20 protein-coding genes, 1 tRNA gene, 2 pseudogenes and 1 other annotated feature (1 of these 24 only partly in view) are annotated in these 25,115 nt (G+C 44.6%); of the genes and pseudogenes, 7 read left to right on the top strand and 16 right to left on the bottom strand.

Features of this window, described 5'->3' with window-relative positions:
* Positions 1-47: 47 nt before the first annotated feature.
* The 4 genes and pseudogenes from CZ379_RS21160 to CZ379_RS21175 form a co-directional block, all read right to left on the bottom strand.
* A pseudogene (locus CZ379_RS21160) lies at positions 48-197 on the bottom strand (FMN reductase); the annotation flags it as partial.
* Between the two features lie 41 nt (positions 198-238).
* Positions 239-1,294: an LLM class flavin-dependent oxidoreductase gene (locus CZ379_RS21165; RefSeq protein WP_110933433.1), complete on the bottom strand. Its 1,056-nt coding sequence runs from the start codon at positions 1,292-1,294 to the stop codon at positions 239-241.
* 31 nt (positions 1,295-1,325) lie between these two features.
* The gene (locus tag CZ379_RS21170) at positions 1,326-2,267 is read right to left on the bottom strand and encodes a ring-cleaving dioxygenase (RefSeq protein ID WP_110933434.1); all 942 of its coding nucleotides are present in this window, start codon (positions 2,265-2,267) and stop codon (positions 1,326-1,328) included.
* A gap of 47 nt (positions 2,268-2,314) precedes the next feature.
* Positions 2,315-2,758, bottom strand: a complete 444-nt coding sequence (locus tag CZ379_RS21175; protein WP_110933435.1) for a MarR family winged helix-turn-helix transcriptional regulator — start codon at positions 2,756-2,758, stop codon at positions 2,315-2,317.
* 218 nt (positions 2,759-2,976) lie between these two features.
* Here CZ379_RS21175 and CZ379_RS21180 point away from each other — a divergent pair, with 218 nt between their 5' ends.
* Positions 2,977-3,960, top strand: coding sequence for a glycoside hydrolase family 43 protein (locus CZ379_RS21180; RefSeq protein ID WP_110933436.1), 984 nt, complete (start codon positions 2,977-2,979; stop codon positions 3,958-3,960).
* A 314-nt stretch (positions 3,961-4,274) separates the two neighbouring features.
* On the opposite strand, the gene CZ379_RS26785 is transcribed toward CZ379_RS21180, so the two are convergent.
* From CZ379_RS26785 to CZ379_RS21225, 10 genes are all read right to left on the bottom strand, one after another.
* On the bottom strand, positions 4,275-4,391 hold the full coding sequence (locus CZ379_RS26785; protein ID WP_234404970.1) for a YjcZ family sporulation protein: 117 nt from the start codon (positions 4,389-4,391) through the stop codon (positions 4,275-4,277).
* Positions 4,392-4,503: 112 nt separating this feature from the next.
* Entirely contained in the window at positions 4,504-6,438 is a 1,935-nt protein-coding gene (locus CZ379_RS21185) for a TOMM precursor leader peptide-binding protein (protein WP_110933437.1), read from the bottom strand.
* Positions 6,435-7,973 (bottom strand): hypothetical protein, encoded by a 1,539-nt coding sequence (locus CZ379_RS21190; RefSeq protein WP_110933438.1) that lies wholly within the window; start codon positions 7,971-7,973, stop codon positions 6,435-6,437. Before CZ379_RS21190 ends, CZ379_RS21185 begins: the two co-directional genes overlap by 4 nt.
* A 152-nt stretch (positions 7,974-8,125) precedes the next feature.
* On the bottom strand, positions 8,126-9,415 hold the full coding sequence (locus tag CZ379_RS21195) for a sensor histidine kinase (protein ID WP_110933439.1): 1,290 nt from the start codon (positions 9,413-9,415) through the stop codon (positions 8,126-8,128).
* Positions 9,408-10,082 (bottom strand): response regulator transcription factor, encoded by a 675-nt coding sequence (locus CZ379_RS21200; RefSeq protein ID WP_110933440.1) that lies wholly within the window; start codon positions 10,080-10,082, stop codon positions 9,408-9,410. The genes CZ379_RS21195 and CZ379_RS21200 overlap by 8 nt, the downstream gene beginning before the upstream one ends.
* 25 nt (positions 10,083-10,107) lie before the next feature.
* Positions 10,108-11,538: an alpha/beta hydrolase family protein gene (locus tag CZ379_RS21205; RefSeq protein WP_110933441.1), complete on the bottom strand. Its 1,431-nt coding sequence runs from the start codon at positions 11,536-11,538 to the stop codon at positions 10,108-10,110.
* A 112-nt stretch (positions 11,539-11,650) separates the two neighbouring features.
* Positions 11,651-12,634: an ABC transporter ATP-binding protein gene (locus CZ379_RS21210; RefSeq protein WP_110933442.1), complete on the bottom strand. Its 984-nt coding sequence runs from the start codon at positions 12,632-12,634 to the stop codon at positions 11,651-11,653.
* 11 nt (positions 12,635-12,645) lie between these two features.
* Entirely contained in the window at positions 12,646-13,449 is an 804-nt protein-coding gene (locus CZ379_RS21215) for an ABC transporter permease (RefSeq protein WP_110933443.1), read from the bottom strand.
* Between the two features lie 2 nt (positions 13,450-13,451).
* On the bottom strand, positions 13,452-14,240 hold the full coding sequence (locus CZ379_RS21220) for an ABC transporter permease (protein ID WP_110933444.1): 789 nt from the start codon (positions 14,238-14,240) through the stop codon (positions 13,452-13,454).
* A gap of 386 nt (positions 14,241-14,626) precedes the next feature.
* The gene (locus CZ379_RS21225; protein WP_110933445.1) at positions 14,627-15,109 is read right to left on the bottom strand and encodes a nucleoside deaminase; all 483 of its coding nucleotides are present in this window, start codon (positions 15,107-15,109) and stop codon (positions 14,627-14,629) included.
* A gap of 444 nt (positions 15,110-15,553) precedes the next feature.
* Between CZ379_RS21225 and CZ379_RS21230 the strand changes: the two genes are divergently transcribed.
* Positions 15,554-16,210: a transcriptional regulator gene (locus CZ379_RS21230; RefSeq protein ID WP_110933446.1), complete on the top strand. Its 657-nt coding sequence runs from the start codon at positions 15,554-15,556 to the stop codon at positions 16,208-16,210.
* 407 nt (positions 16,211-16,617) lie between these two features.
* Here the strand turns inward: CZ379_RS21230 and CZ379_RS21235 are convergent, their stop codons facing one another.
* On the bottom strand, positions 16,618-17,259 hold the full coding sequence (locus tag CZ379_RS21235; protein ID WP_110934493.1) for a nitroreductase family protein: 642 nt from the start codon (positions 17,257-17,259) through the stop codon (positions 16,618-16,620).
* Between the two features lie 119 nt (positions 17,260-17,378).
* Here CZ379_RS21235 and CZ379_RS21240 point away from each other — a divergent pair, with 119 nt between their 5' ends.
* The 4 genes and pseudogenes from CZ379_RS21240 to CZ379_RS21255 all read left to right on the top strand — a co-directional run bounded on the left by CZ379_RS21240 (position 17,379) and on the right by CZ379_RS21255 (position 22,342).
* Positions 17,379-17,756, top strand: coding sequence for a MerR family transcriptional regulator (locus CZ379_RS21240; protein ID WP_234404971.1), 378 nt, complete (start codon positions 17,379-17,381; stop codon positions 17,754-17,756).
* 655 nt (positions 17,757-18,411) lie between these two features.
* Positions 18,412-20,008, top strand: a pseudogene (locus tag CZ379_RS21245) (spore germination protein).
* Between the two features lie 46 nt (positions 20,009-20,054).
* A complete protein-coding gene (locus CZ379_RS21250; RefSeq protein WP_110934495.1) occupies positions 20,055-21,158 on the top strand; it encodes a GerAB/ArcD/ProY family transporter in 1,104 nt (367 codons plus the stop codon).
* Entirely contained in the window at positions 21,080-22,342 is a 1,263-nt protein-coding gene (locus tag CZ379_RS21255) for a Ger(x)C family spore germination protein (protein ID WP_110933447.1), read from the top strand. The genes CZ379_RS21250 and CZ379_RS21255 overlap by 79 nt, the downstream gene beginning before the upstream one ends.
* Positions 22,343-22,586: 244 nt before the next feature.
* Here CZ379_RS21255 and CZ379_RS21260 read toward each other — a convergent pair.
* A tRNA-Ala gene (locus CZ379_RS21260) sits at positions 22,587-22,660 on the bottom strand.
* A gap of 425 nt (positions 22,661-23,085) precedes the next feature.
* On the opposite strand from CZ379_RS21260, the gene CZ379_RS21265 reads away from it, so the two are divergent.
* A complete protein-coding gene (locus CZ379_RS21265; RefSeq protein ID WP_110933448.1) occupies positions 23,086-24,897 on the top strand; it encodes a hypothetical protein in 1,812 nt (603 codons plus the stop codon).
* A gap of 97 nt (positions 24,898-24,994) precedes the next feature.
* Positions 24,995-25,115, top strand: a binding site (T-box leader); it runs 152 nt beyond the window's last position.

A 25,115-nucleotide genomic window follows, 5' to 3' on the forward strand; every position in this document is an offset into this window, starting at 1 on the left:
GCACAATCCCTTGTTGCTTACTTCGTCTCCATTCTAATTGCCTGCCTTTAAAAATCATACTCTGCATCTTTGATCTTGCGAATGCTTGAGTATGCATCAACCAGCAGTACGGTATCCTCCACTAAACGCTGCATACGAAACAGAATATCATCGTTGACAATTTCCTTGCGGTGAAAATCCTTTTCCTCAATCATTAGAGCCTGAAATAGCTACGATCTTCATATCCAACTCCTCCTTATTATTTAGCCGTATGTTTCTTGATCTCAGGCAAAATTTTCGTTGCAATCAGCTCGATATTTTTTGCGATCTTATCGAAGGGCACGCCGCCAAAATCGATTTGAGCCATAAAACGCTGCTGACCATACATTTCATATTGATAGAGCATTTTTTCAATAATTTGCTGCGGGCTGCCAATCATTAACGCATCACGGTAATCTGTAGCTTGTGCAAATTGCTGCTTTGGATAGCCGCTGCCGCGTAATGCCTGCATACCGGAATTCGCATGTGGATAGTACTCGCGAAGTGCGTCCTGTGTAGTTTCCGCAGTATAAAATAAACTTGTTGTCGCAATCGGTAGCGCTGCGGCATCAAAGCCGCTCCGCTCTGCGGCATCACGATACGCATCCACCGAGATTTTGAAGTTAATTGCAGGGCCGCCAAGCGTTGTCAACATCATGGGCACGCCGGCATATCCAGCCTTAATCGCGCTCGCGGGCGGGCCGCCTACGGCGCGCCAAATCGGCATGCGACCATTTTGAGGCTGCGGCAAAATATAGGCATTTTCGAGCGGTGCACGGAATTGGCCTGTCCACGTTACTTTGTCCTCGTTGTTCAACTGCAGAAGCAGCTCCATTTTCTCTTCAAATAATTCTTCATAATCACGTACATCAAAGCCAAGCAAGCTGTATGCTCCTACGCGCGAACCACGTCCAGCAACAATTTCTGCCCGGCCGTTTGAAATTAAATCGAGAGTGGCAAAGTCCTCATACACTCGTACAGGATCAGATGTACTTAACACCGTGGCCGAACTGGCAATTTTAATGTTTTTTGTAGCCTGTGCGATCGCTCCCAAGATGACCGTATGCGCTTGGGTAGTAAAATGCGTTTGATGACTTTCACCGACGGCAAACACATCAAATCCCGCCTCATCAGCCAGCTTGCTGGCTTCGATTAATTCATGTATACGCTGCTGAGCGCTAATCATTGAGCCTGTGTGCGGATTCGGCAAATGATCCCCGATGGAATACAAGCCGAATTCGAGACCGTTATTTTTTTGAATACGATACTGTTCCATGCTTCTCTCTCCTTTTTCTCATGCTATCTTGTTAGTCAATCGGCACCAATTTTGCTTCAATTTCTTCGCGCCGTTCTTCCAGGAAGGGAGGCAAATCCAAGGCTTGACCAAGCTCCTCAACCGTCGAATCTGCCGTGAATCCTGGACCGTCCGTTGCGATTTCGAATAAAATACCGTTTAAATCACGGAAGTATAGGCTTTGGAAGTAAAAACGGTCTACAACTCCTGTGGAGTGGAAGCCATTTTCTTTGACCACCATGTCCCAGTAACGTAATTCTTCCTCGTTCTTAACGCGTATTGCTAAGTGATGTATGCTTCCTTTTCCGGGCCGCTCACGGGCGCCTTCCTGTTGCTTAATGACAATCTCCCCGAAGGCTTCCCCGGTAATGGATTGATAAACGGCTTCGTCCATAGAACGAGACACTTCTGTATAGCCAAATAGATCCCTTAACACTTTTGCCAGCCGTTCCAGATCTCGTACCGTTATTTCCACCGTGCCCATGCCTAAAATGCGGTGCTCTAGCTCGACATCCGAGCCTTCCCATGCTGACCAGTTGCCAGGGATGTCTGCGCCATTATGATTTAACAGAACCAACCGCAGTCCTTCCGGATCCTCAAAATGCAAAGCATCTCTGCCCGCATATTTCGTAATTTCGCCATGATCTACTTTCCATGCTTCAAGGCGGTTTTTCCAGAAAATCAGGCTTTCATAGGACGGGACAAGTAAACCGATTTGAGTGATTGCATTTGTTCCACGAACGGTTTTTCCCGCATTGGGCATTTCAAAAAATGACAGTTCCGTTCCAGCGCTCCCCGTTAAATCTCCGTAAAAAAGATGATACATACTGGGATTATCCTGATTAACGGTCTTCTTCACCCTGCGCAGCCCTAATACCTGGCGATAAAATTGATGATTGATTCGAGCGTCTTTTGTGAGCATTGAAATATGATGATGTCCTGAAATGGTATACATTCTAACTCCTCCTTAACTTGACTAATCAAGTGTTAGGGTAAAAAAAATTACTCTGGCGGTAATTCTTTTTTTTGGCTGTGTTTGTGTACACGTGTTATTAATGTATATAGTGTCTTTTGTTCTTCATCGTTTAATACCTCGTCAAAAAACGACGTTTGAAATGCTAGCTGCTCAGGCATTACTTGATTCAAAACAGCCTCAGCTTTCGCAGTCAAGCTAATCGTTTTCGTTTTCCAGTCCTGCTTGCGCACAATATAGCCTTCCTTCTCAAGACGAGCGAGCATACGCGAAATTCCGCCTTGGGTTACCGTCACTTTCTCGGCTAATTCCATTTGCGTGAGAGGCTGATAAATACGAATTTGCATAAGTGTATCGAATTGTGCTGTCGTTAGATCAAAACGTTTTAGAAATTCATTGGACATCTGGTTGCTTTGATTCGTAAAACGCACTAAACGCAACCAAATTAACGAGCCTATCGTATTATTGCGCATATCGCTTCAGCTCCCCTCCTTCGCTAATCCCACTATCACTTTACCACTCAAGTGACAAGGTGTCAAGCAAGCCCGCCCACTCCCCCTCAGACTTCGGAATGAAGTAAAGTTTTTTGGTGAAAATCAAAGTATTTTCTGGGTTTGCTCCAGCTTTTATTTTGCTACAATAAAAGGTAACAATGCAGCATTTCAAGGACGTAACCAAGGAGGTAATTCCAATGACCAAACCAGTAAAACAGAATGAGCCCATAGTTACACATATTTATACGGCTGATCCATCCGCACACGTATTCGAAGGCAAGCTGTACATCTACCCTTCACATGATCTGGATCATGAAATGGAATCCAATGACAATGGCGATCAATATGACATGGAGGACTATCATGTTCTGTCCATGGAGGATATAAACTCCCCTTGCACCGATCATGGCGAGGCTCTCCATCTTCGTGATATTCCTTGGGCCAAGCAGCAGCTGTGGGCTCCCGATGCCGCTTATAAGAACAATACATACTATCTGTTCTTTCCGGCTCGGGATAAAGACGATATTTTCAGACTGGGCGTAGCTACCAGTTCTTCGCCTGCGGGCCCCTTCACGCCGCAGCCGGACTACATGCCGGGAAGCTACAGCATCGATCCAGCCGTTCTGGTCGATGAGGATGACAAAGCGTACATTTATTTCGGAGGCCTGTGGGGCGGACAACTGGAGAAGTGGCAAACCGGCACCTTTGAGCCGGACGCAGATGGGCCTACTGCAAACGAGCCTGCGCTTGGGCCAAGAGCTGCTGAGCTAAGCGAGGATATGCTGACCTTCAAAGAGGCGCCTGTGGAAATTTCCATCGTGGACGAGGATGGCAATCCGCTACTTGCTGGCGACGAGGATAGAAGATTTTTTGAAGGCCCTTGGGTTCATAAACATAGCGGGTATTACTACCTGTCCTATTCAACCGGTACTACGCACAAAATCGTGTATGCCATGAGTAAAAACCCGATGGGGCCTTATGTTTATAAGGGGACAATCCTGACGCCTGTCCTGGGCTGGACTACCCACCACTCTATCGTGCAATTCAAGGACAAATGGTATCTGTTCTATCATGACAGCTCCCTGTCTGGAGGCGCGGACAACAAGCGCAGCGTTAAATTCACGGAAATCAAATACAACGAAGATGGAACGATTCAAACGATCGATCCTTATAATAATTAAGAAGGAAACAAAATAGGATCGTGTGCCCCTCTTATTTTGGGGCTGCACGATCCCATTTTCAGAACTCGGTCGAACATTCCGCAACTATATCAATAGACAATTTGAAAATGAAGTTCAACAATTAAACTAGCTGAATTCTAAGAACATCCGCTTGATAATGCAAAATATTGATTACAAAAAGAAAGCCCAAGCGGTATGCCACTTGAGCTCTGTTTCGAGAGGACATCTTTGCTATTATACAGGATGACTCCTTTTATTTACTCCCTGTGAAACAGATCATTTCCCGCTGGGAGAAGGTTTGTTGGATACAATAATTAGTACACAAACGAACGAGATACAATAACCAACAGAATGAAGAGTACGAGAATTACACCTGTGCTTGTAAATACGCCTGCGCAGCTACAGCCGCCGATTCCACCCAGTTCACCCATTTTGACATCCTCCTCCCTCTTTTGTTTATGTTAAATTGTATGAGCATAAGGGATTTATGGACTGGACGTTTTTTAAAATGGGCGATTAACCTTTCGACGACTTCTGCCATCGTCACAGAAACGGATGGGGATAGGGATTTAGCTCCTGTGGAGTAAGCGTATGATTTACGTAGCCTAATTTCATGGGTATCTCCAAAACCCGATCCAGGCCGCTCAACCGAGTCAGGTGATGTCCGAATGTCATCGGCAGCATTCCGGGTATGAGCACTTTCACACAACGCAGCCCATTGCGACGCGTCTCACTTGACGACTGATCAATTACAATCACATCCATCTGAAGACGGCGGAATATTTGAAGAACCTGCCTTAAATCATCCGTTAAATCTTCATGGGCAGGGACAGAGGGAAACTCTTCAGCGAATGTACATAAAGGCCGGGAATCTTCCAATAAAAAATGGAGCCTTCTCTCCGCTTGCGGCAAACTGTACAGCAGTGAATGATCTTCCATATACTGTACAAGTTCCGAATCGCCAAACATCGCTTCGGCTTCCAGCCTCCGCTCCTCCCATCGCCTTTCGACCGTCGGGATCATCACTGCCAGCTCGTGTATAGCACTCTTAGCCGCTTGAACCGGGTCAAGATGAGCTCCCGCAGCACAGAGCAGGTTTACACACTGCTCCGTCCCTCCCTTTGCAAGTGCCCATATGCTCGGAATTCCGTTCTCCATCGTCATATTGTACAAACTTACCTCATATCCAGTAACCGCCCTTAAACGCTGGATCATCAGCACCAGTTCCGAATCTCCCGACGATATATAATCAAGCCGCGAAACATGTAGCTGTGCATACCAGGTTATCAAAAAAGCATCTCTCTCCACTACTTCGAAAATACCGTGTAAAACAGCTTCCTCTATACTGTTTCCTACCGCGCATCCATTGGAGGTTTCATAGACGAAACCACCGCCGCCACCGAGGCTGTAATAAGCCAACAGATGGGGGATCAAGACGGGACGCTCCTCTAAAAACGAATAGCCCCATACCCATTCCATGGGGGCATCCGGATCAAACGGGATGAATGGAAAATCAGGCTGCTCGTATCGCCCCTCTGCATGAAGACCCACCGTAGACGGATCTATCGCAGCTCCCTTAAATTGGGAATAACTGCCATGCATAACCGTTCTTTTACCGCGCACAGCTACACCGCAATAACGCTCCAGCCCCTCTAATATGCCAGCAAGTTCGCTATCCAAAAAGGAATGCGAACGTCCCCCCGTTATTTCATCGTAAAAGCCCAAGGGAAGATTAATGGCCGCGCCGGCAAAGGATGAAGATAGACTCCACTTCTTATCATTAAAAACTCCAGTGCGACTATCCCAGTAATCTCTTAACAGAACCCGCTGTAAATCACTCATCGCACGACAGCGGTAGGTGTTGTTGACTTTTAGGCACTTCTGCAGCGATATTTTTGCTAACTCCGGTGAATCATCCGGCAATTGACCGCAAACCGAGCAAGTCCCCACGGGTAGAACATAATGGATTGTGCTGCTCAAATTTTTCAAATCGATCAAATAAACATGTTCTTCCGTATTCGCTTTATCGCCTCGCAGCACCTTAGTCACTTCTGCCGCGATTATATGTGCCAGATAACCAGATCCCGCTGGAGATAATTCAGCAGTATAATTAGGAGCATAATCAGGAGATACCAGCTTCATCAGCATCTCGTCCACCTCTTGGCGATTGCTCCCCGCCAATGCTAGCCTTGTCTCAGCGCATTGGAAGCATCCAAACTTCCCCGGATGAATCAGTGGTCCTACCACTCCTTCACCTAATGATATATATGCGCATAACCATGGGGTTCCACGCGGCCGCAATACCTGTTCAGCTTCAAGATAAATAGATGAGCTATCCTGTTCCTCAAGTACCAATACCAGATCCGTGACGGGTATGGTTTCACTGAAATCTTTTCTGCGCACTGGCAGGAATTCGGACATTCGCTTATAAACGGCGTCTGCCAGTATTCCCTCTCCAACAATAACGACAGAATTCAATAGACTCCCCCCTCTTCGAGGCTGACTCCATAAATTTCAAACGGGCTTTTGCCCCACAAAGATTTGCTCGGCATATTGAACACTTCGAGGCGCTTATGATGCTGCTTCAGCGTTCGAACGGCCGATTGCATTAAAGATCCGTAATCTAGCGAACCGCTATCGGGAACTGGGGTTTCCTGCCATTCATTATTCCTCCAAGTAACCGCAGAAATCGAAGCAGCTTCCCTCTGATCCAACGCTTTCTGCAGGGATTGGCGGAGGGCAAGAGTAAAGCTGAGATCCGCGCTGACATACCACGAAGAGCCCCGATTTACCCATACGACCGGAAAACCAAGTAAAGGTTCACCGACGGCGATAACTGGCTCACCCTCTATGATGCTTAACGCTTGTAAATAATATTGACATCGCACATCTTTAATTTGTGTACACGCTATGCGTAGAACTGTCGGCTCATGAGACAGCGTTCGTTTGCCGAACTCTTTAGCTAAACAAGCTCTAAAACCCCGCCCAACGGCTTCGGCCAAATCGCACCCTGCTCCAATATTGATTTCTTGCTGCTGATGTGAGGGCAACCAGGAGAACATTAAGGGAATCATCCGAGCAGCATACGCTTCAAGCCCCGCAAGTCCAGATTCTCGCCGTGCCTCTTCATGCGTTAGCCCGCTCCGGATGATCACCGGGAGAAGAGGCGCAGGTTCTTCCGATAACAGATCCACGGGTTGAACAAGACACTGCGCCAGCGGCAGCTGGATTAAATCCGCCTCCTCCCATGCATGGAAAATGCCTGTTATCGTAGAAGTCAGCTGGTTCAACGCTGAAAACCACTTCTGTGGATTTGCCCGCTCATTATTGTCCCCAAAATGACGCTCTATGTTCTCCACCGGCCGAGCAGCCTCATATCCGAACACTAGAGGATGAGGAAGCACCTGGTGCCAGCCTCCGGTCAACGTAACCGGATCAAGTAAAAAGCAATGATTCCAGCTATACGCATCATTCTCGGCCGTAATTGCTTTATGCCATTCATGCACGAGTAGATTCGATAGTAAGCCTGCTGCTGCGACAGAGAGGCCTTTTTCACAACGGCTTTCAGGAAAGACGGACGAATGGATGCGCCGCCAAGCCGACTCCCATCGTCCGTTTCCATCACAATTCAGCAGAGGACCAGCCATTCCCATGCCTCTGACCAAGATCCCGGGGAGCATCTGTCTCCTTTCTGCTATACAGGCATTCTGAAGCTTCAGAAGTTCATCTAAACCCCCGTGCTCCGACACATACAGAATAAATTGAAACGGTCGAACAATCGCCCTCCAATTCAGATCCTCATCTCTTGCAGCAGCAATAATTTTTAACGAGGTCTCGGCCTCACGGCCATAAGCATGTTCGCAAAATTCCTTGAGTTTGCCCGTGTCTATCGGCTCCTTGCTTGTTACATAAACCGTGAGCTTGGACAAACCGAATTCATACCATGATTCAGCAAGCGAGAGCAGGATTGGACCGGAACCGATGACGAGCGTGCCTTCCTCCAGTAGAGACATCTCGCACAACTCCTTTCCCAACTTTTCACATCTTAAATGAACCATTCAGGCTGATTAAGCTTCTCCCGAGCGTTAAAATTCATTTTAAGATATGTGTCCCACTCCCTTTCTATGACTGATCAATAATTACTCCAAATCTTCCATATTGCTCGTCAGAGCAGAGGTAACTGAATGACAAACGCTTTTCCTCTCTCGCCTTCTGAACTTATATAAATGCTTCCTTGATGGATATCCACGATTTTCTTGACGATGGATAAACCTAAGCCATTGCCCTCTATATTTCGACCTCTTGCCCGATCCGCTTTGAAAAACCGACTGAATATCCGCTCTTTATCTTCATCGGCAATGAGGAGGCCATCATCATAAAAGCGGATCTCCACTTGGTCTTGGTCGGCCTTCAGTTCAATTGCAATTCTCCCGCCGGCAGAAGCAAACTTAATTGCATTTGACATGAGATTGATCCATACCTGACTTAGAAGTTCTTCATCCGCGTGAATCATCGTACGCTCCCCTTTCATCTCCACCTCCAGCTGTTTTTCCGACCAGAGGGCTTCAAAAGTGAGAACCGTACGCCGGATTTGTTCAGCAAGATCGAAATGGGTTGGAGCCATCACATGCCTTTCCGACTCCAATGCGGCCAAACGGAGTAAATTTTCGCTTAACCGCGATAAGCGTTCACTCTCCTGCATGATAATTTGAAGGGCTCGCGAGCGCTCCGGTGCTTTAAGCGACCCTTCGAGAAGCATAGCGGAGAAACCTTTAACCAGTGTTAACGGAGATTGGAATTCATGAGAAACGTTAGCGACAAACTCCTGCCGTTCACGATCCAATTCCCCCAACTCAGCAGCCATATGATTTATAGCCTTGGCCAATGTTCCCATCTCATCGCGCTGATTCTCGGACAGCCTTACATTAAAGTCACCGGTTGCCAATTGCTTAGCGGCAGCGGTTACCGTCTGTACAGGGGTAACCAAGCGCCTTGCAAAAAATAAGATAATAAGCCCGCCTACCAATAGGACGATAACTAATATCACTGTAATTTCCGTTAAGCCTGAGGATTCACTGAAAGCTGCCTGTGCAAGTTCGATTTGGTAAACACCTTCATCCAGCGGCCATGGCATTGTGACTGAAATATCACAATCACAGAAGTTATCTGCATCAGGCCAGTTAAATAGTTGGATCTCCTGAGAGTTTGGGGCAGTCACCTTCAATCTGACGGAAGAGAGCTGAGCTGCATTTTCCAGAAATGTCTGTTGATCCTCCGGTTGAGCTTGGCTGTACAATTGTATAAGCTGCTGCCCTTTTCTTGTAAGCTCCCTCTCAGTGTAACGTTCGGCGGAATCCTGAAATATAAAGATTGCTGCAGCCCAGGCGACTATAACCCCAATGAGTACTGCAGCAAGATAATAGAAGACAATTCGAACATATAGGGTCTTAAACATGCTTTACCTCCAGCTTGTACCCGAGTCCTCTGACGGTCACGATTTCAAAGCTGTCCGTCAACTCAGAGAATCTTTCTCTTAGCCGTTTTACGTGTACGTCTACCGTCCGTTCATCCCCTTCAAAGTCACTGCCCCATACATGTTCAATGATTTGTTCACGGGTCAAAGTGCGATTGGGCTGGGAGGCAAGCCGATACAAGAGTTCAAACTCTTTAGGAGGTAATGATACTTCTTTCTCACCCACGGACACTTGTCTCTGGGCATTCAAATACAATTGTCCGACTTGAAGAGAATATCCGCGGTCAAACCGATATCTTCGCAAAAGTGCTTTCACCCTATAGCTTAGCTCCTTAGGGTCAAAAGGCTTCACCACGTAATCATCCGTTCCTGCCTGAAAGCCCGCTACCTTGTCGATGTTCGTTCCCTTCGCAGTCAGCATAAGCACTGGGATGTCAAAGTACCGTTTGATTTCGCGGCACACTTCGAGCCCATCCGTGCCAGGCATCATGATGTCCACAATCACAAGCTCCAGTCTCTCTTCATGAATAAAAGCGATAGCCTCTGTACCATTTTTCGCTTCCAGAATGTTGTAATCATCTGACCGCAATGCAAGTCTGACCAGTTCGCGAATGAAAGGATCGTCATCTACTACTAATATTTTTATCATCCGGTTCTCCTCTGCCATTTCACGCTTATTCCACTAACTTCACATATTTATCCTTAACGTAATCATCGAAAAACTGCACTAATTTCTCATTAATTTCCCCAAGCAGAGATACGTCACGGCTGCCAAATAGAGGCGAGTACAGCGTGATATCAGAAAAGCTCATATGGTCAGCTCCAGGAACCACCCATTCGATCCCGCCATTTTTCAAAATTCCTTCCTTTCTTTGAACGAGCTCTGCCGCTTCCTTCACGTATTCCTCCTTTACGGCGAGTCCTGGGTACTTATCAGGATCAGACCACTCTTCCTCTAAAAGCTCCAGATTGGCGAACTCATCGCTGTATGTCGTTTGAATGTATAAGAACGGATTGGGCAGGCCGTCTTCGATCACAGCACCATACGGAAATCCGTCCATATTTACGCCTGAGCTCAACCGAGAATCCTGGTGCATGACCTGTGCTGCGGCTGCGCCTCCAAAAGAATGGCCAAGCATACCCAGCCGCTGAAGATCCATCTTCCCGGTTAAAATATGCTGGGAATCCTTTTCATTCAGATCATACAATCTATCGAGAACAAACTTAACATCGTCTACCCACAGCTGCATATGTTCCTCCATGCTGTCCCAAACTGACGAATCATCAGCGATGACCGCTTTTTCTTTGGTGATCCGTCCATCAGGAAACAAAGTCGGGATTTCCGTGTAATACGGATGCTCGATCGCTACTACGATATATCCATGGCTCGCTAAATTTTCCGTCATACTGGTGTACATGAAGTTGGATGCTCCAAAACCCGGAGATAAGAGAAGAACGGGATACCCCGCCTTATCCGATGAGATCGGTACTTGCAGATAGGAATGTGTCGTTATGTTTATCATAGAATCTACGATTGCTTTCACATACAATGGTTGGCCATCGCTTAATGACTTCATCTCTTCAACAGAATGCGCATAAGGAGCGGGCTTCATAGGATCGATTGACTTAGCAGGATACCAGACTCGAACCACAATCTCCCGTTTATCGTCCTCTTCAGCCGTCCAAGGCTCCGAGCGGCTGTCATCAATCCAGTGGTAGTTGATCGTACCGATATCATGAGATCCCGTTGGATTCGGCAAGACGATTGGCGGCAATACATATAGAGGAATGACAAGCGCGGCTGCCAGCGTCAAGGTGCCCAAGCTCAAAACGGCGAGCCGCTTCCATAATTTTGATCTTCCATGCATTTTAACCGTTCTTCTAAATAAGCCCGATAGAATGAAGCATAACCAAATTACTGCGAAGAGAAGATAGAACAATATCATTTGTACCCTATAGCCTTCCAGCAGAACATGCAATCCAACGGTCAAAACGCCAATACCAGTCACTATAAACATTCTTTTTCCCTTCATTAGAACGCCCGTTACGTATCCGGATATAGTAACCAGCATGATCAGAGCCATGCCCATCTCCAACCACTTCATCTAAATCTCTCCTTTCTATATGTAAAAGGAGGATAACAGGGAAATATGAACATTTGATGAATGAAATGGGACTGCCTTCGAATGGCTACAGGCTTCTGATAACATGAATGGTTTATTTGCTTCCAACAGTATATAAATTTTCAACGGCTTCCTCCATATTAGGTTCCTTAATTTTGATATCTTCAATTTCTCCAATTTCCGACATCATAGCGAGGCATTCAGTGACACTGATTTCTTCCTTCTTGAAGAGCACAGTGATTCTGTTTTCTTGCAAATCAAGTACTTTTAACCTTGGATCATCGATGCTGCTATATTTATTTTTATAATTTACGGTGAGCTGATGACCGACACTATAGGTATGCTTAAATAGATCAAGCGAGCCGTCAAAAATCTTCTCCCCCTTCTCGATCGTAATGACACGATTGCAAATTTGATCGATATCGTCCATATCGTGGGTGGTCAGAATGACCGTCGTATTTTTCTCTTGATTCAGCTGCCTAATGAATTTTCTAATTTTCTGCTTTACGAGAATATCAAGCCCAATGGTAGGCTCATCCAAGTAAAGGATTTTAGGATCATGCAGCAACGAGACTACAAGCTCCGCCCTCATTCTTTGACCAAGGCTCAACTGCCTGACTGGAGTTCTTAAGAACGGCTGCATCTCTAGCAGCTCAACGAAAAAGTCTACATTTTTCTTGAATTGCATGGCATCGACTTTGTATATCTTTTTGTATAAATCAAAAGTTTCCTCCATCGGCAAATTCCAATAGAGCTGGGTACGTTGGCCGAACACCACTCCTATTTTTCTAGCGTTGACCTTTCTGTTCTTATAAGGCACTAAATCATCGACGACAATGCTGCCGCTCGTAGGGACAAGAATACCAGATAGCATTTTGATCGTTGTGGATTTCCCCGCTCCATTCGAGCCGATATATCCCACGACTTCTCCTTCATCAATGTTGAAGGACAAATCCTTGACGGCGTATTTTACGATGTAATCCCTTCTAAATAAGGCCTTAATGGAAGAGGCAACCCCCTTCTCCCTCCTGTTAATCCTGAATTCTTTGTTCACGCCAGTGACTTGTATTAAAGACATTGGTATCCCCCTCACGAACCGGTGCTCTTATAGTGATTAATTCCCACGCTCCAAAATAGATAGGCTAAACTAAAAAGCCCTACCCCAATGACGGGTGTCAAATACTGAAAGGCGGGATTGAATATGGAGAATTCATGCTTATCCAAGAAAAATTGCGCCGGATAGAAGTTAATGAAAGCATAAGGAAGGATTAACGTTAAAATAACTTGAATCGGCATAGCAAAAATTGAGAGCGGATAGCGAATGAACCCCTTGGCCTGGAAAAATAGGATATCCCTGAGTCCACCACTTTCAACGACCCAGAAAGCCGGGACAGACGTAATAATCAATGCAGCTCCTTGAATTAAAGCCCCTCCGATCAAAGTAACGAGCAAGAACATGCTGTTCACCAGATGCATAGGGATTTGCAGAGAGTGAATCGAATAGGCAATCACAAGAAGGGACAATAGAAAGTGGCTCAGATAACCGGTATTGAATTCCCTGCACACTAAGTACCAAAAACTGTTCAAGGGCTTCACGAGCAATTCGTCAAAGGTCCCGTCCTTGATCATGGACGATAGCTGTACCGTCGGATTGAAAAAGAAGAAGCCCGCGATCGCATATGAGCATAGATTTAATCCGTAGAGAAGCAGCACCTCCGGCGCCTCCCATCCGTTGATCGTCTGAAATCGCGTCACGACGACCCATATGAGAAAAAACTCCGCGAAATAAGACACAAACTGAGCTATAGCTCCAATCACAAACGCTTTTCTGTACTCAGCGATTCCAAGTATCCTTATTTTGATAAATTCCATATACAATTGAACGTAATGCATCCTTATCCTCCGTGTACAACGATCTTTTTCTGGGCGCCTGACCAGATCAGCCTCTCGAATGCAACGAGTATCGCCAGCCAAAGCAATTGTATGCCGATAATGGACAATGAATAATCATAAGAATATTTATTTAGGAATATGGAGATCGGCTCGAAAAAAATCATGCGGAAAGGAAGCATTAAGCTAATATTTTTCAGCCACTCCGGAAAAAACCATAGCGGAATCGTTGAACCCGAGAACAGTTCAAAGACCGCAAATACAAAAAAGGGAATATACCATGAGGTCTCCAGCCAGAAAGCAAACAAACCTATGATGTACTTGATATAAAATGAAATGAGGACGCCCAGTACAACAGAGATGACAAAAATCATAGAGTTGATGAAATCACCGGGCCAAGTGAAGCCATAAAACAAGCTTACGATGAACACGGAAGGCAAAGAGATAAAGATGACCTGAAAGAAATTATTGCCGAGGTCTTCGGCAAATAAATAATTTTTGAAATTAACAGGTCTTGTGAAATCGCTGATAATAGAGCCGTCTTCTATTTTTCTCCCTATCTTATTCCCTGCTTCAGACTTCGTAAGCGTAAAAATGATCGAAGAGATCATCACATATATAATCATTTGCTGCAAACTTGCCGAATCAACCGTGCTCCCCTTGTACAAGGCTTCCCAGACGTTAATTTGTACGAAAATAACTAATAAACTTGCCAAGATCGATATGTAAAAGTCAAATTTGTACGCATATTTCTCCTTGAACGCCAATACAAGAAACTTGCTGAACAAGCCCATCCTATACCTCCACACGTTATCTGCTTTATCTGCTGTTTATACTTTCTGAATTGAATTTACTGGTTAAAGCCACTTAAGCTGAAATAATAATTAGGGTTAATGAACGGATCAATCTTGCCGCCGAGCTTCGAAAGCGATTACATTTACTCGATCGATCCAGAGGGGCGATAAATCTATCATAATATCTGTTCAATGTTAATATATTCTAATTCTATTTAATACCATAATAATTAGTCATAAATCCATATACAATATTGAAATAATTGTTCTCAGCGCGCATGCCAGCTCCAAACTCATGACTTACACACACGAGATAGCGCTAGGAGCTTACCAAAAAAAATAAGAGGCCAATCCTATGGATCAACCTCTTATTATGTATGGTTGTGTCAATGCTTCTTCGTGTGAAACTGCCGATGCAGCTCTCGAACTTCCTCCGCAAGCTCAGGTACAGGGCCATCTACAACAGTATCACGAATGACGTCCTGGATTGGAAGATTCCGTACACGAGATGCAGGAACTCCTAGCTCACTCAGCCACTGCACCAGTTGTTTAGAAGAACTGGCATAAACAATCCGACCTAAACCGACCCAGCCATGGGCTGCAGCACACATCGGGCAATGTTCACCGGAAGTATATACCGTCGCCTTTGCCCGCTCTTCCTTAGGCAGATTATTTGCTGCCCAGCGTGCCAACGCAAACTCCGGATGCTGAGTATGGTCTCCGCCAGAAACATGATTATGGTCTTCCGCAAGCACTTCCCCATCGGCCGAGACTAGAATTGAACCGAACGGTTCATCACCAACCTCCAGAGCCTCCTTGGCAAGCTGAACACAACGACGTAAATGCTTCAGATCCGTATCATTGATCATAATTAACCTCCTCCGTGCAACCTATCAGGCAGACGTAATGTCCCTGCCCCTGGTTTCACCTCTATAGAAACATGTTACCACAAAATGAGGCGGGGTACAGGAAAGCTCCACAGTGAATACAAAGTTGTTCATTGCCATCGCTGCTCCATGTTGTCTAAATGGCTGTAATGCTCTGCCAGCATATATAAACAAAGAATGCTCTTGTCCATTGGTGTTGAAGAACGCAATTACTCGAAATACACCTTAACAAATGAATAACTAATGATATAATTAAATTCAGCATACACCACGTTGGCACCGTTATCGATGAGTTGTATCGTTTAGAGTGTTAAAGTAAAATTTTCGGTGAGAAGCACATGCCGCTTTGATACGATGCTCCTAGAGCATAAACGTATTAAGGCGGTTTTTTTATATTATTAGGAATGAACAAAGGATGGTGAAATGATGAGTTTATTATTTAAGGAGACTTATAACTCTTGGTTAAGCAAGCAAATTTCAGAAGAAAAAAATCCTAGGCGTCAGGAGCTGTTAAGAAAAGGGTTGAGCCATGGTACCGTTACATTTCTACGTTCAATTTGGCTCCCAACCATCGGAAACCTCGATAATTTGTTTCCCGAATATGAGGTTCGTGATTTGAATAACAGATATCGTTATTTGGATCTCGCTTATATGCCGGGAGGCGAGAAAGGTTGTATTGAAATTCAAGATTACAGCAGTCATGCAAGAGATGTTGAAACTGGCAGGTTTAAAGATTTATGTATGAAACAAGCGCTGCTGACGCTGGATGATTGGTGTTTCCTGCCAATTGCCTACTTATCTATTCGGGATGATCCCGGAGTTTGCAAAAACTTAGTACTTTCATTTGTCGGAAAATTTTTGTCCATCAATATGTCTTCCTCCTCCAAGTTAACTTGGTCTGAAGCTGAAACGCTGCGGTTTGCCCGGAGACTAATGCGTCCTTTTACAGCTACAGAGTTGTCCGCGCATCTTTTGTTGTCTGAAAATCGCACTAGAGTTATTCTTCGTTCACTCATTACCAAAAGTTTGCTGGTTGTTGCAAGTGGAAACCAGCGCTACCGTACATTTCGGCTGAACGTATAGTATATCTATCTCTAACGGTTGCGACAGTCGTAATTCATGTAAAAAAAGACGATTCAAAATTCTAACGGTTGCAGTTAGCACTATTTGAGAATGAACTGCGTAAAAGTACATTAATCATAGCAAATAAGCTTAACCATAACCGTTAAACTTAAAATTAGCTTAAAAAGCCGATTTAACCACTTTGACAACCGTTAAAAATCAAATCCAATTCCGCCAACTGGTAGTCTCATCGGTATGGCTAACCTTGTATTCCCTGAACAATTAATCGAAATTAGCGCTGTCGCACACATTAATTAAAATTGAGGTAATCCACACCAAAAAAGACGTACATTCTAAATATCGTGTACGTCTTTTTTGGAAAACTATAAAGAATAAATAAGGATATGCCAATGCACGGGGGCGTTTAGTTATGCCCAAGTTGTTGTCGTTTCAACGGGTAAGCGGTAGGTCGGATGTCCTTCTGAAGCCGCTTTTCCAATTGAGATCAACATAACTGGTCGAAATCGCTCCTTATCTAGATTAAAAGCTTCTGCAATCTTATCTTTCTCATATCCTGCCATTGGATTCGTGTCATAGCCATGAGAACGAGCAATTAACATCAATTGCATCGATACAAGTCCCGAATCAAGAAGGTTCACATCATTCAATTCGGCTGCCTCCAAGGATTTATAATAGGACTTCGCTTGCTGCAAAATGGTATTTTTAATATCCGGAATCATATATCCAAGCTCTACTGCCTTGCCGTAAATTTCATCCATATATTCAATGTTGTTCACATCATAGAACACTGCAATAACAGCTGAAGATGTACGGACTTGCGTTTGGTTAAAAGTAGCCAAGGAAGCAAGCTTTTCTTTGCCTTCAGCGCTGTCAACGACTAAAAATCGCCAAGGTTGCATGTTAATTGCCGAAGGGGCTCGAGAAGCTTTCTCCAGTATATCCGTCATTTCTTCTCGACTAATTTTCACATCAGAATCATACGTTTTAATGGAGCGACGATTTAAAACGATTTTGTTAAAATCGTTCGTTTTTTGAACCTTACTACTCATTAAAGTCATACAAATTTCTCTCCTTTTTTATATTTGTGAGATTATGCGACATATTCATTTGTCTCACTTTAAAAAGCGTAAACTATAAAGTATACTTCATAGCAAGTAAAGAAAATGAGGTGATTCAAATACAGATTAGTGAGGTTGCAAAAAATGTTAAGCTTCCGATATCTACCATTCGTTACTATGAGAAAATGGGTTTAATCCCAGAAGAGTATATATTAAGAGAAGCGAATAATTATCGAAACTATAAAATAGAAATCGTTCATCATCTAAATGTGATTAAGAATTGTCTAACTGTTGGTTTTTCAATAAATGAAGTTAAATCAATGATCTCAAAAAATAAAATAACAAAAGATGAACAGACACATTTCCTCAAACAAAAAATATTAGAGATTGAAGAGGCACAAAAGCAATTAAATGCCTCCAAACAAGCTCTCTATGACATTCTTGAGACTGGAATTGTGTGTGAGAGTGGGTTTGCTAAACATGAATAAAAATCAAAAAATCCATTCTTTGAAATGGAAGAAAAGGGATTGGATAGTCATTTGAGAAGATTATTGATCTTAATCCTGATTTGATTATTTCCTGGGGAGCTGCTAATTACGAATGACTTATATTTCGATGATCCTATTGCCATTGAAAAGCAAATTGAAATATTCACTGAGGTGATATTGCAGGATCAATAAGACAGTGCGGTTGCCCTGTCGGCGGATCTTCCGATAGGATATTTAAATTAAAAATTTAAACGCCCCGTGTAATCCCTGCTCAAGCAGAAATTACACGGGGCGTTTTACTAAAGTACACAACAATTCGCAACATTTTATAAAAACAGCTTAATCAGCTAAAGTCTATTCACATTACATTGTTTCATTAAATTATGTATGGTGGAGTCTAGGGGGATCGAGACAACAGGCAGTTCAGCGCCAGCACGGCAGGGCATCATTAGCCAGCAATTGGCAAGCACAGAACCGCCTTAGTGAGCAGGGATGAGCCAGCCTAGCCATAACGTGAGGGACCTAGTGGCGATCTTTGCCGCTAGGTTTTCTTATGAACCCCCGAAAAAAAGCTTCTCCTTTTTGGTCACTTGCATAAATACCTATGAATAGGAAATGAATACTTGTAGAAAACCTGTACTTTGGAGGCTTATTCGTGACTCAATTCCTTAAACGATTCTCGAAATCATCTTTAAAAAAACAGGCTCGGCGGGAAGTTTTACTGCAAGAAAATCATAGTCGTCCAAGCCAACAATTTGTTTCGGATTTGAATCAAAATGAACAAGCTATGAAAGAACTATTTCAAAACTGTTCCGACGTTGTATACCGCTCTATTCAAATTCATGAACAAAAGAAAACACTACTGATCTATGTCGATGGAATGGTGGATACGAAAAGCTTAGAACAAACCTTACTTATGCCCCTAGTCCTCAAAGGAATACCGGAAAGATCGAGTAGCCTGGAGTCTTTTGAAAAACTTATCCGTGATCAAGCTATCGCAACCCGGCAAACAAAGCTGGCAAGCAATATATTAGAAACAGTGCAGGATGTTTTAAAGGGTCACGTCGCGATTTTTGTGGAGGGAGAGAATCAAGCATTACTCGCTGACCTTAAAGGTTATGAAAAACGGCAAATTACAGAACCGACGGTCGAATCCGTCATACGCGGTCCCCGGGAAGGGTTTACCGAATCGTTACGAACGAATACGAGCTTATTAAGGCGAAGATTGCAAAGTGCCAGATTAAAAATCGAATCTTTAACGATTGGAACATTGTCTCAGACGGATGTGGCCATTGTATATATTGAAGGTATTGCTCAAGATTCGATCTTGGAGGAAGTCCGGAAGAGAGTTGGCCGTATTCAGATAGATGCTGTATTGGATTCGGGATTTATTGAAGAATTTATCGAAGACAACCCCTTTTCTCCGTTCCCGCTGGTACAAAATTCAGAACGACCGGACGTAGTGCTCTCAAGCCTGTTGGAAGGCAAAATCGCTATTATAGTGGACGGCACGCCGTTTGCGCTTATTGTTCCTCTGACGTTTTGGTCGGTCGTCCAAGCTGCGGAAGATTACTATGAGCATTTCATCTATACAACAGCGATTCGGTGGCTGCGATTCATGTTGCTGGGTATTTCGTTCCTACTCCCGTCACTATATGTTGCAGCCACCACGTTCCATCCCCAGTTAATTCCAGTGAGTCTTCTGCTTAGTGTCTCTGCCGCTCGAGAAGGCGTTCCTTTTCCGGCCGTTGTGGAAGCGTTATTGATGGAAGTCATGTTCGAGGCGCTTAGGGAAGCCGGCATTCGTTTGCCCAAACCGGTCGGTTCGACGGTCAGTATGGTCGGGGCATTGGTAATTGGGGAATCCGCGGTGCGTGCCGGCATCGTTTCGGCGCCCATGGTCATTGTTGTTGCGTTTACAGGTATAGCCTCATTTTCTATTCCCCGTTACAATTTGGGGCTAGCTTTTCGAATTCTGCGGTTCCCGCTATTAATCTTGGCGGGCACGCTAGGTTTTTACGGAATTGGCTTCGGATTAAATCGCGCTCCTTATTCATCTGGTCAATCTTCGTTCGTTTGGAGTACCTTTTCTAGCCCCGGTTGCTCCTCAGAATCCCGGAATTTTCAAGGATGTTCTGTTCCGTTCACCGCGATGGACTATGAACGCTCGACCGACATACATTGCAGGAAGAGATAAAAAGCGCATTCCAAAAGGACAAAAGCCTGATGAAAAACGAGGGAGAAACGAATAGGCATTGAAAATCGTATCCGATTAGCCATTGATAGGAGTGCTTGCGAATGAAAATATCCGGACTGCAGCTTTTCTGGCTGATCCTAAATACGATAACCGGCCTTGGTATTTTGTTTACGCTGTCTCCAGCCATTGCCGAGGCTAAACAAGATGCTTGGATTTCCATCACGTTGTCTGGAATAATCGGGATCTGCATGATGATCCTCGCTGTAAAGGTAAGCCTTCTTTACCCCGAGCAAACATTTATACAATATAGCCAGACGATATTAGGAAAATGGTTGGGGAAAATTCTCGTCGTTCCTTACTTTATAATGTGGTATTCAGTAAGCGGGATTATTTTACGCAATTCCTCCGAATTTATATATGTTGCGCTGTTTAATGAAACTCCCTTAACCGTGTTATCAATCGTAGTATTAATTTTGGCGATTTACGTTGTTTATACGGGAGGCCTTGAAGGAATCGCACGTTGCAGTGAATTGATGGGCCCATTTATTGTACTTATGCTTTTGGGCACTTTCGTTCTTAGCTTAAATCAGTCGGACTGGCAGCAATTAACACCCGTCTATGCTGATTCCGGCTGGAAGTCCATTTTAAAAGGGGCAATCCCCCTCGTTGCTTTTTATGGCGATATCATCTTGTTTGTCATGGTGTTTCGTTTTCTTAGGGATTTCCGTCAAGCATTCACACGGTCCATGTGGGGAATAGCTGTTTCCTCTATTTTGACTATTGCAGCAACTGCGATGATCATTATGACATTTGGATCGACGCTCCCCTCGCGAATGTGGTTTCCTTTTTTAAGTATGACGCGATTTATTTCCGTCTTGGGATTTATTGAAAATGTCGACATCTTTGTCGTGATCATCTGGATGTTTTCTGTTTTTATCAAATTGTCTTTGTACTTGTTTGTCACCATTTACGGAACCGCGCAATGGCTCAATATGAAAGATTGGAGAAAGTTAATTTGGATTGTTGTTCCAATTATATTTCTTTACTCGCTGTTGCCAAAGAACATTACGGAGGTCGTGGTTGATTACCAACAGTCTTTGCTGCCTCGTGCTCTGCTCATCTACGCATGTGTCTTTCTCCTATTATTATGGATTGTTGGGTTGATCCGCAAAAAGAGATCCAACAAGAAAGTGAGCCCGCAATGAAACCAATACACTTTATGATTCCTATCCTATTACTTTTGCTCATGCTATTGATGACAGGTTGCTGGGATCGCAAAGAACTAAACGACCAAGCCATTATCACCGCCTGGGGATTTGACTTGAATGAAGATAAAATGTTTACGGGGACTGCGCAGTTTGCAATTCCGTCAAAACTAGGCGTCGGTGAAGGGAAGAGCCAGGGCAAGGCTTTTTTTACCGTATCGGGAAATGGGGAAAATATGTACGATGCCTCTAAGAATATGCGGTTAAAACTATCAAGGCCGTGGTTTGAAGGGCATAGCGGGATAGTCCTGATTGGGGAAACATTAGCGAAACATGGCCTTGCAAACATTTTAGATGAATTAGGCCGGGATCCAACTGTTCGGCTGCGAAGGGACATAATGCTCTTAAAGGGGGGCTCGGTACAGGATTTTCTCGAATTGACGTATCCGCTGGAAAGCCTATCCGCTGATGCTATTGTCAAAATGCATGAGACAGCTGGATTAAAGGCCAATCACACGTTACGAAACTTTTATATGGCTGCTGAGAGCGAGGAAAGCAGCCCCTTCTTGCCTGTGATCGAGATGACTGGCAGTTCTTCCGAGGGAAGCTCTGAACTAACAGATCCAAAGATGAAGCTATGGGGTTTCGCTATTTTTAACAAGGACTCCCGTCTCGCCGGATATTTGCCGATGAATAAGGGCTACTTCCAGCAATGGATCAAAGAGCAATTGAAATCAATAATCATCACGGTGGATATTCCTGGGGAGAAGGGAAACGTCGTAGTGGAGGCAAATCATTTGAAAAGAAAAATCGTGGCATCCCCGCAGGGCACGAAGGTACATTTTCTCGTAACGCTTAGCGGAAAGGGGAAAATTCGGGAAAACAACACTCGCTTAGACTTGGCTGTTTCTAAAAACATAGCTCTGGTCCAAAATGAATTAAATACACAAGCCGGTACATATGTCCATCAGATCATACAGGAGGTGCAGCCTCTCGGCACAGACATTTTCGGTTTTGGCGAAGCTTTTCACCGACAACATCCGTATACATGGAAAACGTTAAAAAAGGAATGGCCAGAGAAATTTGCAAAGGCGGAAGTTTCCGTTTCACTGAATCTGCAGATTCAAGAAACAGGATTAGTGGGTGCACCATATATTTTGAAAAAAAGGGAGGTCAAAAAATAAATAACAATTGCGTTGCAAATATTATGAAATCACAGATCCTAGCTATTTGAGCCGCTATTGCTTGCCATTGACGGTCTATCAAGTGGTTCGGCATCAACGGTCAGTAATCAAAATCTCCGAAAACAGAACAAGGTGCCACTAATATTGGCACCTTAGACATTGATCGCATAAGAACAAATTTAACTTATCCAAAACAAAATACATAATAAAAATAAACGGCATCTCTGCCGTTTGTATTAGATGTTGGTGGAGCTACGCGGAATCGAACCGCGGACTCTACACTGCCAGTGTAGCGTATTCCCGCTATACTATAGCCCCACATATAATTTTTATTTAATTAAGCCCTGTATTTGGGGCAGTGTAACCGACAACGGTGGAATCCCAGCTGAGCTAAGACCCCGTAAGCGACTATTTCATTGTATTAAATTGCTTGCTGAATGTCAAGCTCTCTGTACAGTTATCATTTTCTTGCCGGATTCTAGCAAAAATGTGACTTCACGCTTATGTCTTAAGACGGCCTAATCCACGTTACGATCTCTGCTCCCCATTCTAAAGTCACAAAAGACACTTATCTACCATAAAAGAAAAATAATTACATATTCATAGGGATATATGCTCTTGGTGGGATTAATAATATTCGGCTTTATAAGCATAATGGGTATATATTCCAAGTCCATTAACATGTAAGGCTGCTGTCCAACTCGCAAGTAATCATGTTTTCAAAATGAGAGGAGTGGGAAAGATTGATTAAATCTCTATTTCGCAGCTTAAGCTTATGCTTTACGGTATTGGCAATTATTTTATCTGGATTTTCCGGAATCCTCGGCCTAACCACACATAGTTACGCAGCTTCCGGTTCGGAGCAAACTGCCATGGATTGGTCGAGAGATTACGGAAATCGATCATCCGGCAAAGGAGTAATTGCCACATCAGATGGTGGATATCTAATGCTAGGCGAGATTCAGGAAACAGGCTCTTCAGGTTATTTGGATTCACTTGCTTACATCGTTAAAACCGATCCGGAAGGCAATACGGAATGGGTAACGAAAATCAACTACTCCTCGAGCGACCAGGCTAGAAATGCCGTAGAAACGGAGGACGGCGGCTACTTGGTCACAGGCACAATCACGGATTACAGCGGCAAGCCTTACAGCGTACTCTACTTGGTTAAACTGGATGGCAGCGGCAACATTCAATGGGAAAATACTTATGATGACCCTTACTACCATAACTACTCTTTCTCGGTGATCGAGACCGTAGACGGCGGCTTTGCAGTCGCGGGATATGGCGCGACCAGCGCCGGCTTCTATAGCGCCTTCGCCCTTCGGACAAATATCCTCGGCGAGCAGCTGTGGTTCAAGAAATATTGGTTCGGGGACGACCAGGTTATTTATGACATCGTTCAAACCCCGGACGGCGGATTTCTCGCCGTAGGTAGTATTACAAGAGAAAACTACGAACCTGTTGAAATCCAAAGTGCCCTGCTCATCATTAAGCTGAACGGGCAAGGTCAGATGGAATGGAACAAGCAGTACCAGGATAAAACAGCAACCTTCTATGCCCATACCCTTATCCCGGCCAAAGACGGCGGCTATCTGATCGGGTACCGCAAGTCGGCATTCGGTAAAATTGCAAATATGCTGGCCAAAATCGACACTAGCGGCAGCCTGCTGTGGGAAAAAGCTTATCCCTCAGAATACGCCTCGGGAAGCAGGTCGTATAGCAAGCTGGTTTCCGCCGAGTACGGATATGCCCTGATTGGAGCCAATACAAAAGGGGACTATCCGAACGTAAGGAGACAATATGCTGTGCTGACCGTCGATGACGGGGGGCAAACGCTGGGCGATTATCTGTACGAGGGCCCGTCGCTGTATAACCATGGCGATGCGGCCGCTGCCTCGGACGGCGGGTTCATCGTAACCGGCACGATCAAACGCGGCGACATTTACAAGGCCCAATTGAGCAAGCTGCCCAAGCCGCAGGAAGCTGCTCCGCCCGGCGAGCGGACGCTGATGAATATCGCTTTTACGGAATCCGAGAAAAAAGTGCTCAAAGGCCATAGCTCTCCTACCGTCATTCAAGCAGTTTATTCGGACGGATATACGAATACGCTCTCAGCGGCCGCCCAGTACCTGATTGAAGATCCTTCGATTGCTGCGGTAGACGGCCTAGGCCGGATAACGGGAATCGAGCCTGGTACTACCCGCCTTATTGCAAGCCATCAAGGCTTGCAAGCCACCCTGCCAATTATCGTGCTTCCCCATGATTCAGATGAACTCGAGCCAGCTAGCTTATATCTGGATTCCACCGAATATTCGCTCTCTGTCGGAGACAAACTGGACACAAGGACATACCTTTACGACTATTCGACTTCTTACCAGCGTATAGACATCACCCACATGACCACATTTAGAAGCGATAACCCGGAAATTGCCGACTACGACGAGAACGGCGATCTTGTGGGGCTCAAAGCTGGAACGACTAAAATATACGCTTATTACAAAGGGAGCTACAGATCCGCAACCGTTCAGGTGGTTCGCTCCTCCATCCCTTAAAGGAGTACGGCAAATCGTCTTCAGCGCAAATAATTACCAAGCCATGCTAAAAATATCTTGATTCCCTTGCAGCGTTGTAGTAAACTAACGTCAATATTCAAATACGTCGAAGAGGAATAGTAGGATTGACGCAAGCGCCCAGAGAGCTGTTGGCCGGTGCAAAACAGCCGCAAGCCAGATCCGAACTCACCTTGAAGTAGCTCGCTGAAATTGTATTA

Origin of the sequence: Paenibacillus bouchesdurhonensis, from assembly GCF_900155685.1 — a bacterium.
In the GTDB taxonomy this organism is placed as follows: domain Bacteria; phylum Bacillota; class Bacilli; order Paenibacillales; family Paenibacillaceae; genus Fontibacillus; species Fontibacillus bouchesdurhonensis.

Excerpts from the sequence above, each read along its gene's own strand:
- CZ379_RS21165 (WP_110933433.1), bottom strand. The coding sequence starts at position 1,294 with ATGGAACAGTATCGTATTCAAAAAAATAACGGTCTCGAATTCGGCTTG.
- CZ379_RS21170 (WP_110933434.1), bottom strand. The coding sequence starts at position 2,267 with ATGTATACCATTTCAGGACATCATCATATTTCAATGCTCACAAAAGAC.
- CZ379_RS21175 (WP_110933435.1), bottom strand. The coding sequence starts at position 2,758 with ATGCGCAATAATACGATAGGCTCGTTAATTTGGTTGCGTTTAGTGCGT.
- CZ379_RS21180 (WP_110933436.1), top strand. The coding sequence starts at position 2,977 with ATGACCAAACCAGTAAAACAGAATGAGCCCATAGTTACACATATTTAT.
- CZ379_RS26785 (WP_234404970.1), bottom strand. The coding sequence starts at position 4,391 with ATGGGTGAACTGGGTGGAATCGGCGGCTGTAGCTGCGCAGGCGTATTT.
- CZ379_RS21190 (WP_110933438.1), bottom strand. The coding sequence starts at position 7,973 with ATGTCTCTACTGGAGGAAGGCACGCTCGTCATCGGTTCCGGTCCAATC.
- CZ379_RS21195 (WP_110933439.1), bottom strand. The coding sequence starts at position 9,415 with ATGTTTAAGACCCTATATGTTCGAATTGTCTTCTATTATCTTGCTGCA.
- CZ379_RS21200 (WP_110933440.1), bottom strand. The coding sequence starts at position 10,082 with ATGATAAAAATATTAGTAGTAGATGACGATCCTTTCATTCGCGAACTG.
- CZ379_RS21205 (WP_110933441.1), bottom strand. The coding sequence starts at position 11,538 with ATGAAGTGGTTGGAGATGGGCATGGCTCTGATCATGCTGGTTACTATA.
- CZ379_RS21210 (WP_110933442.1), bottom strand. The coding sequence starts at position 12,634 with ATGTCTTTAATACAAGTCACTGGCGTGAACAAAGAATTCAGGATTAAC.
- CZ379_RS21215 (WP_110933443.1), bottom strand. The coding sequence starts at position 13,449 with ATGCATTACGTTCAATTGTATATGGAATTTATCAAAATAAGGATACTT.
- CZ379_RS21220 (WP_110933444.1), bottom strand. The coding sequence starts at position 14,240 with ATGGGCTTGTTCAGCAAGTTTCTTGTATTGGCGTTCAAGGAGAAATAT.
- CZ379_RS21225 (WP_110933445.1), bottom strand. The coding sequence starts at position 15,109 with ATGATCAATGATACGGATCTGAAGCATTTACGTCGTTGTGTTCAGCTT.
- CZ379_RS21230 (WP_110933446.1), top strand. The coding sequence starts at position 15,554 with ATGAGTTTATTATTTAAGGAGACTTATAACTCTTGGTTAAGCAAGCAA.
- CZ379_RS21235 (WP_110934493.1), bottom strand. The coding sequence starts at position 17,259 with ATGAGTAGTAAGGTTCAAAAAACGAACGATTTTAACAAAATCGTTTTA.
- CZ379_RS21250 (WP_110934495.1), top strand. The coding sequence starts at position 20,055 with ATGAAAATATCCGGACTGCAGCTTTTCTGGCTGATCCTAAATACGATA.
- CZ379_RS21255 (WP_110933447.1), top strand. The coding sequence starts at position 21,080 with ATGTGTCTTTCTCCTATTATTATGGATTGTTGGGTTGATCCGCAAAAA.